Annotated in this window: 16 protein-coding genes; all 16 read left to right on the forward strand. The window is 73.4% G+C overall.

The genetic code is table 11. The features are described 5' to 3' along the window. The first annotated feature begins 9 nt into the window (after positions 1-9). Positions 10-468 carry a flagellar hook assembly protein FlgD gene (locus tag PGN05_RS10630; protein ID WP_419752507.1) on the forward strand — a complete coding sequence of 153 codons (459 nt, stop codon included), beginning with the start codon at positions 10-12 and terminating at the stop codon, positions 466-468. 77 nt (positions 469-545) lie between these two features. Next, entirely contained in the window at positions 546-1,781 is a 1,236-nt protein-coding gene (locus PGN05_RS10635) for a flagellar hook protein FlgE (protein WP_419752508.1), read from the forward strand. Between the two features lie 301 nt (positions 1,782-2,082). Beyond that, the gene (locus tag PGN05_RS10640) at positions 2,083-2,358 is read left to right on the forward strand and encodes a flagellar FlbD family protein (protein WP_419752509.1); all 276 of its coding nucleotides are present in this window, start codon (positions 2,083-2,085) and stop codon (positions 2,356-2,358) included. A 3-nt stretch (positions 2,359-2,361) separates the two neighbouring features. Further along, complete coding sequence (locus PGN05_RS10645; protein WP_419752510.1) at positions 2,362-3,132, forward strand: motility protein A; 771 nt, start codon at positions 2,362-2,364, stop codon at positions 3,130-3,132. A 4-nt stretch (positions 3,133-3,136) separates the two neighbouring features. Next, positions 3,137-4,057, forward strand: a complete 921-nt coding sequence (locus PGN05_RS10650) for a flagellar motor protein MotB (RefSeq protein ID WP_419752511.1) — start codon at positions 3,137-3,139, stop codon at positions 4,055-4,057. Continuing rightward, on the forward strand, positions 4,038-4,508 hold the full coding sequence (locus PGN05_RS10655; RefSeq protein WP_419752512.1) for a flagellar basal body-associated FliL family protein: 471 nt from the start codon (positions 4,038-4,040) through the stop codon (positions 4,506-4,508). The genes PGN05_RS10650 and PGN05_RS10655 overlap by 20 nt, the downstream gene beginning before the upstream one ends. 122 nt (positions 4,509-4,630) lie before the next feature. After that, positions 4,631-5,602, forward strand: a complete 972-nt coding sequence (locus tag PGN05_RS10660) for a flagellar motor switch protein FliM (protein WP_419752513.1) — start codon at positions 4,631-4,633, stop codon at positions 5,600-5,602. Further along, positions 5,599-6,333, forward strand: coding sequence for a flagellar motor switch protein FliN (gene fliN / locus PGN05_RS10665; RefSeq protein WP_419752514.1), 735 nt, complete (start codon positions 5,599-5,601; stop codon positions 6,331-6,333). Before PGN05_RS10660 ends, fliN begins: the two co-directional genes overlap by 4 nt. After that, positions 6,330-6,719 carry a flagellar biosynthetic protein FliO gene (gene fliO / locus PGN05_RS10670; RefSeq protein ID WP_419752515.1) on the forward strand — a complete coding sequence of 130 codons (390 nt, stop codon included), beginning with the start codon at positions 6,330-6,332 and terminating at the stop codon, positions 6,717-6,719. Before fliN ends, fliO begins: the two co-directional genes overlap by 4 nt. Then, the gene (gene fliP, locus PGN05_RS10675; protein WP_419752516.1) at positions 6,719-7,558 is read left to right on the forward strand and encodes a flagellar type III secretion system pore protein FliP; all 840 of its coding nucleotides are present in this window, start codon (positions 6,719-6,721) and stop codon (positions 7,556-7,558) included. Before fliO ends, fliP begins: the two co-directional genes overlap by 1 nt. 7 nt (positions 7,559-7,565) lie before the next feature. Next, positions 7,566-7,841, forward strand: a complete 276-nt coding sequence (fliQ, locus tag PGN05_RS10680; RefSeq protein WP_419752517.1) for a flagellar biosynthesis protein FliQ — start codon at positions 7,566-7,568, stop codon at positions 7,839-7,841. A gap of 10 nt (positions 7,842-7,851) precedes the next feature. Further along, on the forward strand, positions 7,852-8,616 hold the full coding sequence (gene fliR / locus PGN05_RS10685; RefSeq protein WP_419752518.1) for a flagellar biosynthetic protein FliR: 765 nt from the start codon (positions 7,852-7,854) through the stop codon (positions 8,614-8,616). 3 nt (positions 8,617-8,619) lie between these two features. Continuing rightward, positions 8,620-9,756 (forward strand): EscU/YscU/HrcU family type III secretion system export apparatus switch protein, encoded by a 1,137-nt coding sequence (locus PGN05_RS10690; RefSeq protein WP_419752519.1) that lies wholly within the window; start codon positions 8,620-8,622, stop codon positions 9,754-9,756. A gap of 85 nt (positions 9,757-9,841) precedes the next feature. Then, positions 9,842-11,884: a flagellar biosynthesis protein FlhA gene (gene flhA / locus PGN05_RS10695; RefSeq protein ID WP_419752520.1), complete on the forward strand. Its 2,043-nt coding sequence runs from the start codon at positions 9,842-9,844 to the stop codon at positions 11,882-11,884. Beyond that, positions 11,871-14,297 carry a hypothetical protein gene (locus tag PGN05_RS10700; RefSeq protein WP_419752521.1) on the forward strand — a complete coding sequence of 809 codons (2,427 nt, stop codon included), beginning with the start codon at positions 11,871-11,873 and terminating at the stop codon, positions 14,295-14,297. Before flhA ends, PGN05_RS10700 begins: the two co-directional genes overlap by 14 nt. Then, positions 14,294-14,521 (forward strand): hypothetical protein, encoded by a 228-nt coding sequence (locus PGN05_RS10705; RefSeq protein WP_419752522.1) that lies wholly within the window; start codon positions 14,294-14,296, stop codon positions 14,519-14,521. Before PGN05_RS10700 ends, PGN05_RS10705 begins: the two co-directional genes overlap by 4 nt. The last annotated feature ends 92 nt before the right edge of the window (positions 14,522-14,613 follow it).

Here is a 14,613-nt window from a genome sequence, read left to right on the forward strand (position 1 = left end):
GAGCGACCGATGCCGGATGCAGTGAGCGGCACCAGCGGTGCCGCGCTGGCCCACACCGCACCCACCACCGCGGTGGACCGCAAGGACCAGATGGGCAAGGACGTGTTCCTCAAGCTCCTGGTCGCCCAGATGCGCTACCAGGACCCGTCCAAGCCCGTCGACAGCAGCCAGATGATGTCGCAGACCGCGACGTTCACGCAGGTGGAGAAGCTGGAGCAGCTGGCCACGCAGAACGCCTCGCTGCTCGCGCTGCAGCGGTCCACCAGCGCCGGCGCCCTGGTCGGCCGGACGGTCACCTACACCTCCGCCACCGGCGCCAGCGTCTCCGGCGTGGCGACGTCCGTGCGCCTCGGCACCGACACCTCCGAGGCCGTCGTCATGGTCGGCAAGGTCGAGGTGCCGCTCGGCCGCGTCACCGAGATCGCCCAGACCCCGCCGGCCACCGGCACCTCGACGACCGCCTCCTGACCACCCCGCCCGCCCCCGCGAGCGTCCCTCCCCAGCCCGACCGACTCCGGCCCGACCGACTCCGAGGAGTTCCCCCGATGCTGCGCTCCATGTTCTCCGCCATCTCCGGCCTGAAGGCCCACCAGACCAAGATGGACGTCACCGGCAACAACATCGCCAACGTCAACACCGTCGGCTACAAGGCGCAGTCGACCGTCTTCGAGGCCGCCCTGTCCCAGATGCTGCGGGCCGGTGGCGCCCCCGCCGAGGGCTCCGGCGGCAGCAACCCCGCGCAGGTCGGCCTCGGCGTCAAGGTCGCCGGCATCAGCACCAACTGGGCGCAGGGCGCCACCCAGACCACCGGCCGCGCGACCGACTTCATGATCGAGGGCGACGGGTTCTTCGTCGTCCAGTCCGGCACCCAGCAGCTGTTCACCCGCTCGGGGTCCTTCGGCTTCGACGCGGCGGGCAACATGCTCACCGACAGCGGCGCGATCCTGCAGGGCTGGACGGCCGACATCGACGGCCAGGTCGACGCCAACGGCCCCATCGGCGACCTGAAGATCCCCTTCGGTCAGGGCACCGAGCCGCGCGCGACCGGCACCGGCTCGCTCATGGGCAACCTCTCCGCGGCCGCCGAGACCGGCAAGCGGGTGGAGTCCTCCATCACCATGTACGACAGCCTGGGCAAGGAGGTCCCGGTCACCTACGCCTTCGAGAAGACCGCGGGCGGCTGGGACCTCATGGTGACCGGCCCGGGCGGCGACCTGCTCGACGAGCCCGTGCAGCTGAGCTTCAGCGGCAGCGGCCGGCTGACCGCGCTGGCGAGCGACGGGACGGCGCTGGACGACCTCGACTTCGAGCTGGACACCCTCCCGGCGGGCTGGACCGGTCCGGTGACCATCGACCTGGGCGCGGTCACGCAGTACGGCAGCCCGACCACGGTCGTGGCGGACAAGCAGAACGGCTACTCCGCCGGCGTCCTGGAGTCCTTCAGCCTCGGCAACGACGGCACGATCACCGGGGTCTTCTCGAACCGGCAGACCAAGGTCCTCGGTCAGCTGGCCCTGGCCACCTTCGCCAACCCCGGCGGCCTGGAGAAGTCCGGCAGCAGCACCTACCGGCCCGCGAACAACTCGGGGCTCCCGCTGATCGGCCAGGCCGGCACGGGCGGCCGCGGCGTCCTCAACGCCGGCGCGCTGGAGATGTCCAACGTCGACCTGGCCGAGGAGTTCACCGGCCTGATCGTCGCCCAGCGCGGCTTCCAGGCCAACAGCCGGGTGATCACCAGCTCCGACGAGATCCTGCAGGACCTGGTCAACCTCAAGCGCTGAGTGAGGACCCCGTCCTCCCCACCCCTCGCGAGCTCGGGGCGGTGCCCGGGACGGGGCCGACGGGGCCACCTGCAGAGAGGCCGTTCCAGCACGTCGCCAGGGCGCGGCCCGGTCCCCTCCTGGAGGGGGCCGGGCCGCCGTGCTGTCCGGCGGTTCCCGCAGGTCACCCCGCGGGGTGAGGCGGCCCGTTCGGCTCAAGCCGGGCGGCCGCGAGGCCGATGACAAGGACAGCCCGGCAGCGCCGCTCGCGGCTGCCCCTCCCCGCCCCTCCCGACCGAGCATGAGGCCCCCCGTGATCCGTGTGACCCGCCTGAACGGAGAGCGGTTCGCGCTCAACCCCGACCTCGTCGAGCGGGTCGAGGGCCATCCCGACACCGTCGTCTTCCTGGTCGACGGCACCAAGTACGTCGTGTCCGAGACCGTGGAGGAGGTCCTCGTGGAGATCCGCGAGTACCGCGCCAGCATCCTCGCGACGGCCTACGAGATGGACCGCGGCACCTACCGCTCGCCGCTGCAGTCGACGGCGGACGACGGGCACGCCGCCGTCGTCCCCTTCCCGGCCCGCGAGGAGCGCTGACCCATGGACCCGGCCACCCTGATCGGGTTCGCGATCTCCATCATCGCGCTGGTCGTCTTCATGATCCTCGAAGGCGCCGACCCGATGTCGCTGCTCTTCCTGCCGGCGATCGTCCTGGTCGTCGTCGCGACCTTCGGCGCGGCGGCGGCCAGCCAGACCATGGACGACCTCAAGAAGGTCGGCAGCTGGTTCAAGATGGCCGTGCTGCCGGCCAAGGTGCCGCCGCCGACCGAACAGATCCAGACGCTGGTCACCCTTGCCGAGAAGGCCCGCAAGGAGGGTCTGCTCGCGCTCGAGGCGCAGGTGAAGGCCATCGAGGACCCGTTCCTCAGGCGCGGTCTGCAGATGGGCATCGACGGCACCGACCCCGAGGAGCTGCGCGCCGTCCTCGAGAGCGAGATCGCCGCGAAGAAGGCCGAGGACAAGGTCGCCGCCAAGTTCATGAACAACATGGGCGGCTACGCGCCGACCATCGGCATCCTGGGCTGCATCGTCGGCCTGATGAACGTCATGGGGAACCTGAACAACCCCGAGACGCTCGGCCCGATGGTCGCCGCGGCGTTCATCGCCACGCTGTGGGGCGTCATGGCCGCCAACTTCTGGTTCCTGCCGATGGGCGCCAAGATCCTCCGGGTCAGCGCGCTGCAGGCGGCGCAGATGGAGCTGCTCGTCGAGGGCATCACCGAGATCCAGGCCGGCACCAGCCCGCGCGCCGTCCGGCTCAAGCTGACCTCCCTCGTGCCGCCGGGCTCGCTGACCAAGGAAGCGGCGTGACTCCTTGAGCACCGGTCACGGCCGCCGCCGCGGCAAGAAGCACGAGGAGCACGAGGAGCACGAGAACCACGAACGGTGGCTGGTGTCGGGCTTCGACATGATGACGCTGCTGTTCGTGCTGTTCGTGGTGCTCTTCGCGATGAGCAAGGTGGACGAGCAGAAGTTCGCCGCCCTGGCCAAGGGCATGTCGGACGCCTTCGGCACCCCCGTCTCGGTCCTGACCAGCCCCACTCCCGACGGCGCGGTGCTCGACGGCCTGCCCGGTGCGATCGACATCGCCTCGGTCATCCCGCCGGAGCAGACCGTCTCCCAGGCCGACGTCGACGCCGCCGCGGCGCAGGCCGCGCTGGCCGAGGCGCAGCGGGTCGCCGCCGAGGCCAAGTCGCAGTACGACGAGCTCGCCGCCGCCCGGGACCGGATCGAGGCCGCGCTCGCCGCCTCCGGCCACGCCGGCGCGGCGCAGTACGAGATCGACGAGCGCGGCCTGGTCGTGCACATCGTCGCCGACCAGGTTCTGTTCGACGCCGAGGAGGCCGTGCTGCGCCCCGAGGGCCGGTCCCTCCTCGACGCGCTGGCACCGACGCTGCGCGACCTGCCCAACGAGCTGGGTGTCGAGGGGCACGCCAACCACCTGCCGGTCACCCCCGGCGGGCCGTGGCCGTCCAACTGGGAGCTGTCGGCCTACCGGGCGACGACCGTCGTCCGGCACCTGGCGGGCGGCGGCGTCCCCCAGGGGCGCATGGTCGCCAACGGCTACTCCGACACCCGGCCGCTCGTGCCGACGTCGGACCCGAACGCCCTCACTGTCAACCGGCGGGTCGACGTCGTCGTCCTGTCCACGGCCTCCGCGGAGGCCAACGACCTGCTGCCCGGCCTGGACGCCGGCACGAACCAGGGAGGCACCCATGGCCAAGAAGGACAGTGAGAAGAAGCCCGTCGAGGAGACCGAGGCCAAGGGCGGCAAGAAGAAGCTGCTGGTCATCGCCCTGGTCGCGGTGCTCGCGGTGGCCGGCGCGGCCTACTTCTTCCTCTTCGCCGGCAGCGGTGAGGCCGCCGCCGAGGAGCCGGTGGCCGGGGAGGTGCTCCCCCTCGAGTCCATCGCGGTGAACCTCGCGGGCGGCGGCTACCTCAAGGTCGGGATCGCCCTCCAGCTGACCGAGGCGGCCGCCGGCGGCGGGCACGGCGGCGCCGCCGTCGACGGCTCGAAGGCCCTGGACATGGTCATCGCGACCTACTCGCAGGCCCAGCCGGGCGACGTGACCGGCGCGCGCGACGCCCTCAAGACGGCGCTCGAGCAGAAGATCGTCGAGGCCTACACCGAGGACGGCGCCGAGATGGTCATGGGCGTGTACCTGACCGAGTACGTCACCCAGTAGGCCCGGGCGCCGGGGCACGTCCCGCCGGCACCCTGCACACCACCAGTCACACCCGTCCCCCCCGATCCGCCGCGTCTCCGCCGCCGGTCAGGGCGGACTCGTTCCCCGCCGATGAGGGGAGGGTGACCCGCCTCGAGAACGGACCCGCCCAGGGCCCGCTGTCAGCAGCGGCAACGGGTCCCGCCCGCTCCGGCCGGCGCGGGGCGCCCCGCACCTACGACTTCCGCCGGCCCACGAAGCTCTCCCGCGAGCACGTGCGGGTGCTGCAGATCGCCCAGGAGTCCTTCGCCCGCCAGGCGACGACCGTCCTGACGACGATGCTGCGCACCGGCGCGCGGTTGGAGCTGCTGAGCATCGAGCAGCACTCCTACGACGACTACGTCGCCACCCTGTCCAACCCCTGGTTCATGGCGACGTTCACGATCGAGCCGCTGGCCGGCAAGGGACTCCTGGCCTACCCGCTCGACATCGCCATGGCCTCCGTGGACCACATGCTGGGCGGCTCCGGCGCCGCCTCGCAGCCCGACCGGCCGATGACGGTGATGGAGACGACCATCACCAACCACCTGCTCACCCGGCTGCTGCAGGAGTTCACCACCTCGTTCGAGCACATCGTGGAGCTGCAGCCGGAGCTCAGCGAGGTCGAGTACAACCCGCAGCTCGCCCAGGCCGCCGCCGGCTCGGACACGGTCATGGTCGCGACGTTCGCGATCGGGATCGGCAGCCGCAGCGGTGAGGCCACGCTGGTGCTGCCGTTCTCCTCCTTCGCGCCCGCGCTCAACAACGCCGCCTCCCCGCACCTGTCGGAGTCGGCCCAGGCCAAGCGCCGGCGGGCCTTCGAGGCGCTCACCGAGCGGCTGACCCAGGTGCCGGTCGAGGTCGGGGTGCGGTTCGCCCCGCTCGAGGTCTCCTCCGAGGACCTGCTCTCCCTCGCCGTCGGCGACGTCCTCCTGCTGCGCCACCCGCAGGACGCGCCGCTCGAGGTCACCACCAACGACGTGACGTTCGCCTACGCGATCGCCAGCAACCACCGGCGCCGGCTCGCCGCCGCCATCGTGCCCACCCCCCTCGCTGCCCAGAAGGACACCGCATGACCGCCTCCGTGGAGCACTCCCAGGCCTCCGAGACCGTGATCGCCGTCGTGGCCTCCGCCGCCCGCGCGGCCGCCGCCCTGGTGCCGGCCGCGGTCGAGCTGGTGCCGGGCACGCCGGTCAGCGACCCGGACGCCGTCCTGCTGCCGGCCGACGCGGCCGCGGCGGTCATCGCCCGGCTCTCCGGCGAGGTCACCGGCGACGTCGCGCTGGTGGTCTCCGCCGAGATCGCCGACGCGCTGGCCAACTCCCCCGTCGGCCCGATGGACCTCGCCGCGGCCCTGCGCCCGGCGCTGGAGGCCGCCGCCGCGACGCTGGGCCGGGTCCGCGTGGACTCCGAGCGCGTCGAGGACCCCGACACCGCGATGGACGGGCTGCGCGACAAGGGCATGTTCGTCGCCGTTCCGCTGCTCGCCGGCAACGGCACCGTCGAGGCGGCCCTCGGCCTGCAGGTCACCCTCCCCCAGCCGCGCACCCAGCGCGGCAGCCTGGACCTGCTGCGGCACGTGGCCATGGAGGTCACCGTCGAGATCGGCCGGACCCGGATGACCGTCGGCGAGCTGCTCTCCCTGCACCCCGGCGAGGTGGTGGAGCTCGACCGCGCCGCCAGCGCGCCGGCCGACCTGCTGGTCAACGGCACCCTCATCGCCCGCGGCGAGGTCGTCGTCGTCGACGAGGACTTCGGCCTGCGGATCAGCGAGATCGTCACCGACGCGGCCGAGGTGGCCCCATGACCTGGATGGTCATCCGGCTGCTGCTGTCGCTGGCCTTCATCGGCGGCGTGCTGTGGTTCGCCGCCCGCCTGGCCAAGAAGCGCGGGCTGGGCCAGGGCAGCGGCCTGATCGAGGTGGTCGCCCGCCAGCGCATGGGCCGGGCCAGCTCGGTCACCGTCGTCCGCATCGCCGGCCGCGTCCTCGTCGTCGGGGCCACCGAGGAGCAGGTCACCCTGCTCGCCGAGGTGGACGGCGACGCGGTCGAGGAGGCGGTGCAGGAGCGGCAGGCCGCGATGGCCCGGCCGGCGACCGCACCGTCCACCGGCGTCCTCGCCGGATCCGTGTTCGACCGTGCCGGCTGGACGACGTTCGTGCAGCAGCTGCGGGAGCGGACGGTCCGCCGCTGATGGCCTCGTCCTCCCCGGCCGCCCCCCGCGGCGCGCCGTTCGCCCGCCGCGCGGGCCTGGTCCTGCTGCTGGTGGCGCTGGTCGGCGTCGTCCTCGCCCTCCTGGCCGACCCCGCCTCGGCGGCGCCCACGGCACCGACCGCGCCGACCGCCCCGGTCGCACCCACGGTGCCCGCCGTCGACGGCGGCGTGGACATCTCCGTCGGCAGCGGCAGCCCGAGCAGCTCGATCACGCTGATCCTGGCGATCACCGTGCTGTCGGTGGCGCCGTCGGTGCTGCTGCTGTGCACCTCGTTCACCAAGATCATCGTGGTGCTGTCGCTGACCCGCAACGCGCTGGGGATGCAGTCGTCGCCGCCCAACTCGGTGCTCACCGGCATCGCGCTGTTCCTGACGCTGTTCGTCATGGGCCCGGTGTTCTCCGACATCAACGAGGTGGCGGTGCAGCCCTACCTCGACGGTCAGGTGACGGTGTCGCAGGCCTACGAGACCGGCGTCGTGCCGCTCAAGGAGTTCCTGCTCGCCAACACCCGCGAGGACGAGCTCACGCTCATGGTGGGCCTCTCCGGCGAGGAGGCGCCGGCCGACCGGGAGGCGGTCAGCATGACCACGCTGGTGCCGGCGTTCGTGCTCTCCGAGCTCAAGAGCGCCTTCATCATCGGCCTGGTCGTGTTCATCCCGTTCCTCGTGCTCGACATGATCGTCAGCGCCGCGCTCATGGCGATGGGCATGATGATGGTGCCGCCGGCGATGGTGTCCCTGCCGTTCAAGCTGCTGCTGTTCGTGGTGGTCGACGGGTGGGCGCTGATCACGACGGCGCTCGTCGGGAGCTACGGGTGAGCGGGCGATGAGCGACGCCGACGTCACCGAGATCGCGGTCCGGACCATGCTGGTCGCCGCGAAGGTCGCCGCCCCGATCCTGCTGACCGCGCTGCTGGTCGGCTTCCTGATCTCGCTGTTCCAGGCGGCCACGCAGATCCAGGAGCAGACGCTGTCCTTCGTGCCGAAGATGATCGCCGTCGCGATCGCCCTCCTGGTCACGGGCAACTGGGTGCTCAACGAGCTGGTCAGCTTCACCGAGGGCCTGTTCGAGACGCTGCCCCGGCTGCTCGACCGGACCTGAGGGCGCGACCGTGGACCTCGAGGTCCCGGCGACCACGCTCGCGGCCCTGCTGCTCGGGACCGCCCGGGCGGCCGGCTTCATCGTGCTGTCGCCGCCGTTCAACTCGCGGGGCATCCCGGCACCGGTGAAGGGCGCGCTGGCCATGGCGCTGTCGGTGGCGCTGATGACGCGGATCGCCCCCCAGCTCCCCGAGCCGACGACCGGGTTCCTCATCGTCGGGGCGATCACCGAGGTGGTCATCGGGGCCGCGCTCGGCTTCGTGGTCCACCTGCTGTTCGCCGCCGTCCAGTACGCCGGTGACCTCATCGACCTCACCGGTGGCTTCACGCTGCAGCCTGCCTACGACCCGATGTCGGCGACGACGACCGGATCGATCGGCCGGCTGCACTACCTGCTGGCGACCACGCTGCTGTTCACCAGCGGCGGTCACCTGCTCATCGTCCGCGGCTTCGCGACCTCCTACGAGGGGCTGCCGGTGGCCGGCGGCGTCCCGACCGACCAGCTGGGCCAGGTGCTGCTCACCGCGTTCTCGATGATGTTCCTGGCGGCGCTGCAGATCGCCGGCCCCATGGTGGCGGTGCTGCTGCTGGCCGACGTCGCGCTGGCGCTGCTCAGCAAGGCCGCGCCGGCCCTGAACATCTTCTCGTTCGGCTTCCCGGTGAAGATCATGCTGACCCTCACCCTGCTGGGCCTGACGTTCCCGCTCCTCCCGCCCGCCCTCGACCAGCTGCTCGAGCACGCGACGCGGGCGATGGTCTCGCTGCGGAGCGGGTGAGCCGTGGCCAAGGACGGTCCCGGCGGTGAGAAGACCGAGAAGCCGACTGCCAAGCGGCTCAAGGAGTCGCGCAAGGACGGGCAGATCCCGCGCACCCAGGAGCTGGGCTCCTGGCTGGGCGCGGCGGCGGCGAGCGTGCTGCTGCCGATGCTTGTGGGCAACGCCTTCGACGGGGTCGGGGCCCTGTTCGTGCAGATCGGCGCGGTCGCCACGCACCCGGAGTCCAGCGCCATCTCGGCGCTGCTGGGGCAGGCGCTGGGCACGTTCCTCACCACCGTGCTCCCGATGGCGCTCGGGCTCATGGTGGTCGGCGTGGTCGCCTCCGCCGCCCAGGGCGGGGTCACGCTCTCGGGCAAGCCCCTGAAGCCGACGCTGAAGAAGCTCAACCCGTTCCCCGGGGTGAAGCGGATGTTCGGCACCCACGGCATCTGGGAGGCGACCAAGGCCGTCATCAAGACCGCCGCCCTGCTCGCCGTCGTCATCGTCACCAGCGGCCGGGCGCAGGAGCTGGTCTCGGCCTCGGGTGCGCTGCCGCTGTCGGCCATCGCCGCCACCTTCACCTCCTCGGCGGTGCTCATGTTCCGGGTGGTGGCGGTGACGGGCCTGGTCATCGCGGTCGCGGACTACCTCGTCGTCCGCCAGCAGATGATGAAGAAGCTCAAGATGAGCAAGTACGAGATCCAGCAGGAGCACAAGCAGTCCGAGGGCGACCCGCACGTGAAGGCGCAGCGCCGCGCCACCCAGATGGCGATGTCGCGCAACCGGATGATGAGCGAGGTCGCCACCGCCGACGTCCTGCTGGTCAACCCCACCCACGTCGCGGTCGCGCTCAAGTACGAGTCCGACCGGGGTGCGCCGCGCGTGGTCGCCAAGGGCGCCGACGAGATCGCCGCCAAGCTGCGCGAGAAGGCCGCCGAGGCGCGGGTGCCGATGGTGCAGGACATCCCGCTGGCCCGGGCGCTGCACGCCTCCTGCGACGTCGGCCAGGAGGTCCCCGCGCAGCTGTTCACCGCCGTCGCGCGGGTGCTGGCCTTCGTCATGCAGCTGTCGGCGCGCGGCGTCCGCGGCGGGTTCCACCGCCCCGGCTTCGCGCCGCCCCCGGCCGAGGACCTCCCGGTCGCCGGCCGCCGCCGCGGCTGAGGTGCTGCTGGGGCACCCGTGACGGGTGGGGCGGACGGCGCGGCGCCCGTGCCCCCCTCAAGCCGAACTGCCGATGAGTTCACTCGTGCAGAAGCTGACGAAGGCCGCCGTCCCGATCGGCGTGGTGGCCATCGTCCTCATGCTGGTCGTGCCCCTGCCCGCGGCGGTGCTCGACCTGCTGCTGGGCCTCAACATCACCGCGTCGCTGCTGATCCTGCTGGTCGCCATGCAGATCAAGCGGCCCCTGGACTTCGCCGTCTTCCCGTCGCTGATCCTCATCGCGACGCTGTTCCGGCTGGCGCTCAACGTCTCCTCGACGCGGCTGGTGCTCACCGACGGCTACGCCGGCAAGGTCATCGAGGCCTTCGGGCACTTCGTGATCGGCGGCTCGCTGATCGTCGGTCTGGTGATCTTCGTGATCCTGACGATCATCCAGTTCGTCGTCATCACCAACGGTGCCGGCCGCGTCGCCGAGGTCGGGGCGCGCTTCACCCTCGACGCGATGCCCGGCAAGCAGATGGCCATCGACGCCGACCTCAACGCCGGGCTGATCAACGAGAAGCAGGCCCGCCGGCGGCGCACCGAGGTCACCGCCGAGGCCGACTTCTACGGCTCGATGGACGGTGCCTCGAAGTTCGTCAAGGGCGACGCCATCGCGGCCATCATCATCACGCTGATCAACCTCATCGGTGGCATGGCCATCGGCGTCATGCAGCGGGGCATGGCCCCCGGCGAGGCGGTCTCGACCTACTCGCTGCTGACCGTCGGCGACGGCCTGGTCTCGCAGATCCCGGCGCTGCTGCTGTCCACCGCGACCGGCATCATCGTCACCCGCTCGGCCTCCGACGGGGACATGGGCAGCGACCTGATCGCCCAGCTCGGCCGCTTCAAGCAGCCGGTGCGCATCGCCGGCGGCGCCGCGATCGCCCTCTGCCTGATCCCGGGGCTCCCCAAGCTGCCGTTCCTCCTCATCGGTGGCCTGTTCCTGCTCATGGCCGCGCGCATGCAGGAGACCCCGCTCGAGGACGACGACGCCGAGCCGACGTCCGCGGCGGAGGAGGAGGCCGCACCCGACTCCCCCGAGGCGATCGCCGAGAAGATGCGGGTGGACCCGCTGGAGCTCGAGGTGGCCTTCGACCTGGTCGACCTGGTCGACAGCGCCCGCGGCGGCGACCTGCTTGACCGCGTCAAGGCGCTGCGCCGGAAGGTCGCGATGGACACCGGGCTGGTCATCCCCCTGGTGCGCACCCGCGACAACCTGGACCTGCCGGCCTCGCAGTACGTCATCTGGCTCAACGGCGTCCCGGCCGCGAAGGGCACCTCCCCGGCGGGCACCGTCCTGGCCATCGGCGACAACCTCGACGGCCTGCCCGGCAAGGCCACCCGGGAGCCGGTGTTCGGACTCCCGGCCAAGTGGGTGCCGGTCGAGCTGCAGCGCCAGGCGGAGATGGCCGGCGCGACCGTCGTCGACCGCTCCTCGGTCATCACCACCCACCTGGCCGAGGTGGTCCGCCAGCACGCCGCCGAGCTGCTCGGCCGCGAGGACGTGCGGGTGCTGGTCGAGATGGTCAAGCGCACCCACCCGGTCGTCGTCGAGGAGCTCACCCCGACCCTGCTCACCCTGGGCGAGATCCAGCGGGTGCTGCACGGGCTGCTGGACGAGAACGTCTCCATCCGCGACCTGGTGCGCATCTTCGAGGCGCTGTCGGTCCGGGCGAAGGTCTCCACCGACGTCGACGGCCTGGTCGAGGCGGCCCGGGCGGCGCTCGGGTCGGCGATCAGCCACCCCTACGTCACGCCCGACGAGCGGCTGCACGTGCTGACCCTCGACCCCGCGTTCGAGCAGCGGCTGCTGGAGTCGGTGCGGCAGAGCGAGGGCGGTCAGGTGCTCGCGCTCGACGCCGGCACGGTCGACGCCCTCGTCAACGGGTGCACCGGACTGCTCGGCGACGCCGAGCGGCTCGGGATGTCCCCGGTGCTGGTGTGTTCCCCGCAGGTCCGGGCCGCTCTGTCCCGCCTGATGCGTCAGATCCTCCCCCGCCTGCCGGTGATCTCCTACACGGAGGTCTCCCGGACGGCCCAGATCGAGTCACTGGGAGTGGTGAACGGTGCCGTTGCCATCCGTTGAGGGCGCCTCGCGCGAGGCCGCGATCGCCGCCGCGCGCGAGAAGTACGGGTCCTCGGTCCGCATCGTCGGCATCCGCCGCGTCCGCTCCGGCGGGGTGATGGGCTTCTTCAGCACCGAGCGCTTCGTCGCCGAGGTGGAGGAGATCGCACCGGCGCCCGTCGTCGAGCGCCGGCCGGCCTCCCGCGCCGAGTCCGCGGCGCGCATCGAGGCCGCGCTGCGCCGCGACCCGGTGCTGCCCGACCCGGTCGACGAGGTCGCCGGGCTGCTGTCCGGGCACGCGGACGAGGACGTGGACCTCTACTCGCGCACCGCCGTGTCCCGCGGCTCCCGCCCGGCCGGACGCGCCCCGGCCGGCGGTCGGGCCGCAGGCGCTCGTGCTGCCGCGCCCGGTGCTGCCGCTCCTCGTTCCGCCGCCGCGGCGCCGCGGGCCGCCGCCCCGCTGGTGGACGACGCCCCGTCCGCGCCCTCGCCCTTCACCGCCGCGCTGGCGCAGATGGTGGCCCGCGACGTCGACGTCCGCGACGCCGTCGACGAGGCCGTCGCCGCGGTGGCCCCGGACGCCTGGGAGCCCGTTCCGACCGCGTGGGAGCAGGCCCCGGCGGCGGCCCCGGCCTGGGAGCCCGCTCCGACCGCGTGGGAGCAGGCCCCGGCCGCGTGGGAGCCGGCCGCCCCGGCCGCCGCCACTCCTCCGCCCGCTCCGGCCCAGACCCCGGCTCCGGCTCCGGCCGTGGTCCAGGCCCCCGAACCGGCTGCCCCGGCGGCTCCGGCGGCCCCCGTGCCGACCGTCGAGCCGCCCTCGCCGGACGTCCTGTGGGGCCCCGCTCCCACCGCCGCCCCCGCGCGCCCGGCCGCGGCTGCCGCGCCGGCGCCTCAGCCGGTCGCCGCTCCCGCCGTCCAGCCGGTGGCGGACGTGCCGCCGGTCGCCGCGGCGCCGGTCGCCGAGCCCGTTCCCCCGGTGGCGCAGGCTCCCGTGGCCGCCCCGGTCGAGGTCCCCGTCGAGGCGGTGACCGTGGCCGCGCCCCCCGTCGAGCCCGCGACCGTCGAGGCCGCCGCCGTCCGGGTCCCCTCCGTCGAGGCCGACCCGGCGGTCCCGCCGGTCGCCGTGCCGGAGTGGGTCAGCGAGCCGGACTTCGCCACCGGGCCGATCACCTCCCGCGAGGAGGCCATCGCCGAGGTGCTGCGCGCGGCGCTCGCCCACGACACCTCCGACGCCGCGCTCACCCAGCTGCTGCGCGGCGTGCTGGCCGGCTCGACGGTCGAGGAGCAGGTGCCGGCCGGCACCCCGGCCGCCGACGACCACGACTACGCCTTCGCCGAGGCGCACACGGCCGAGATCCCGATGTGGGTCGACGCCGACGCCGAGGCCGACGAGTGGGAGGTGGTCGCCGAGGTGCTGGCCCCGACCGCCAGCGACCCGGCTCCCATGCCGCTGGACGCCACGACGATCCTGCCCCCGCTGTCGCTGCTGCCCCCGCCCGCGCCGGGCAGCGCGCTCGCCGTCCCGCCGCTGCTGTCGCGGCCGCCGGTGCCACCCTCGATCCGCCGTCCGCCACTGCCCCCGGGCCAGCAGGTCGCCCGGGCCGCCCTCGGCCAGGGTGCCGGCGGGCTGGCCACGGTGACCCGGCTGCCCGTCGACAAGCGCGCCGCGTCCTGGCGGCGCAGCGCCCCGATGGTCGTGACGTCGGTGCGCGAGCGTCCGCCGTCCGGCGGCGGCACCGGCCCCGTCGTCGGCGCGGCCGAGGAGGCCGTCGTCGGCCGCCTGCTGGAGCTGGGCGTGCCCGAGCGGCTGCTCGGCGACGACTTCCCCGCCGAGGTCGCCCGCCGCGGCACGTACGCGGCGCTCACCCGGGCGCTGGCCGCCGGTCTGCCCAGCGCGCCGGCGCTGCCGAGCGCCCAGGGCGACGTGCTGCTCCTCGTCGGGCCCGGTGTCGAGACCCTCGCCGCCGCCCGCTCGCTGGCCGCCTCCCTGCGGCTGGACGGCGAGCGGCTGCAGTGGGCCAGCCGCGGCGACCTCGGCGCGCTCGCCCCGCGCAGCAGCCGGGTCAGCAGCATCGAGGTCGCGCTCGAGCGCAAGCAGGAGGCCGAGCGGTCCGGCGCGCTGACGATCGTGGCGGTCGACGCCCCGCTGCGCGCCGGCGGCGGCGCCTGGCTGGAGCAGATGATCGCGGTCTTCGCGCCGGCCGGCGTCTGGGCCGTGGTGGAGGCCACCCGCAAGCCGGAGGACGTCGGTCCGTGGCTGGACGCGCTGCCGCGCGTCGACGCGCTCATGGTCCAGGACACCGACCTGACCGCCGACCCGGCCGCGGTGCTCTCCCGCAGCACCACGCCCGTGGCCCTCCTCGACGGCGCACGGGCGACCGCGCACCGCTGGGCGTCGCTGCTGTGCGAGCGGCTGGAGAGCGCCGGGTCATGAGCCCTCTGCGCTGGGACGTGCTCGCGGTGGGACTCCTCCTCGCCCTGCCGCTCCTCGCGCTCGGCCTGCGCGGCGACCTCTCGCTGGACGAGGTCGCCGTGCGGCTGCCGTGGTGCCTCCTCGCCGCGTGGGCGGCCGTCGCGCTGCTGCGCTGGGCCGGCGCGCCCCGCCGTCCCCCCGCGCCGGCCGACGCCGACCCCGAGCGGGCGACCCCGCCCGCCTGACCGAGCACTCCTGCGGTGTCCTGCCTGCTGTCGCGGCGCTGCACCGCCGCAGGAGCGGCTGGGACACCGCAAGAGCACGGCGGAGCTGTCCA

It is taken from the genome of Geodermatophilus sp. CPCC 206100 (assembly GCF_048569675.1).
In the GTDB taxonomy this organism is placed as follows: domain Bacteria; phylum Actinomycetota; class Actinomycetes; order Mycobacteriales; family Geodermatophilaceae; genus Geodermatophilus.

What these genes read in the sequence shown, in the direction of transcription:
- PGN05_RS10705 (WP_419752522.1), top strand. Translation starts at nt 14,294, where the DNA reads ATGAGCCCTCTGCGCTGGGACGTGCTCGCGGTGGGACTCCTCCTCGCC.
- PGN05_RS10635 (WP_419752508.1), top strand. Translation starts at nt 546, where the DNA reads ATGCTGCGCTCCATGTTCTCCGCCATCTCCGGCCTGAAGGCCCACCAG.
- fliN (WP_419752514.1), top strand. Translation starts at nt 5,599, where the DNA reads ATGACCGCCTCCGTGGAGCACTCCCAGGCCTCCGAGACCGTGATCGCC.
- fliO (WP_419752515.1), top strand. Translation starts at nt 6,330, where the DNA reads ATGACCTGGATGGTCATCCGGCTGCTGCTGTCGCTGGCCTTCATCGGC.
- fliP (WP_419752516.1), top strand. Translation starts at nt 6,719, where the DNA reads ATGGCCTCGTCCTCCCCGGCCGCCCCCCGCGGCGCGCCGTTCGCCCGC.
- PGN05_RS10630 (WP_419752507.1), top strand. Translation starts at nt 10, where the DNA reads ATGCCGGATGCAGTGAGCGGCACCAGCGGTGCCGCGCTGGCCCACACC.
- PGN05_RS10655 (WP_419752512.1), top strand. Translation starts at nt 4,038, where the DNA reads ATGGCCAAGAAGGACAGTGAGAAGAAGCCCGTCGAGGAGACCGAGGCC.
- PGN05_RS10645 (WP_419752510.1), top strand. Translation starts at nt 2,362, where the DNA reads ATGGACCCGGCCACCCTGATCGGGTTCGCGATCTCCATCATCGCGCTG.
- fliQ (WP_419752517.1), top strand. Translation starts at nt 7,566, where the DNA reads ATGAGCGACGCCGACGTCACCGAGATCGCGGTCCGGACCATGCTGGTC.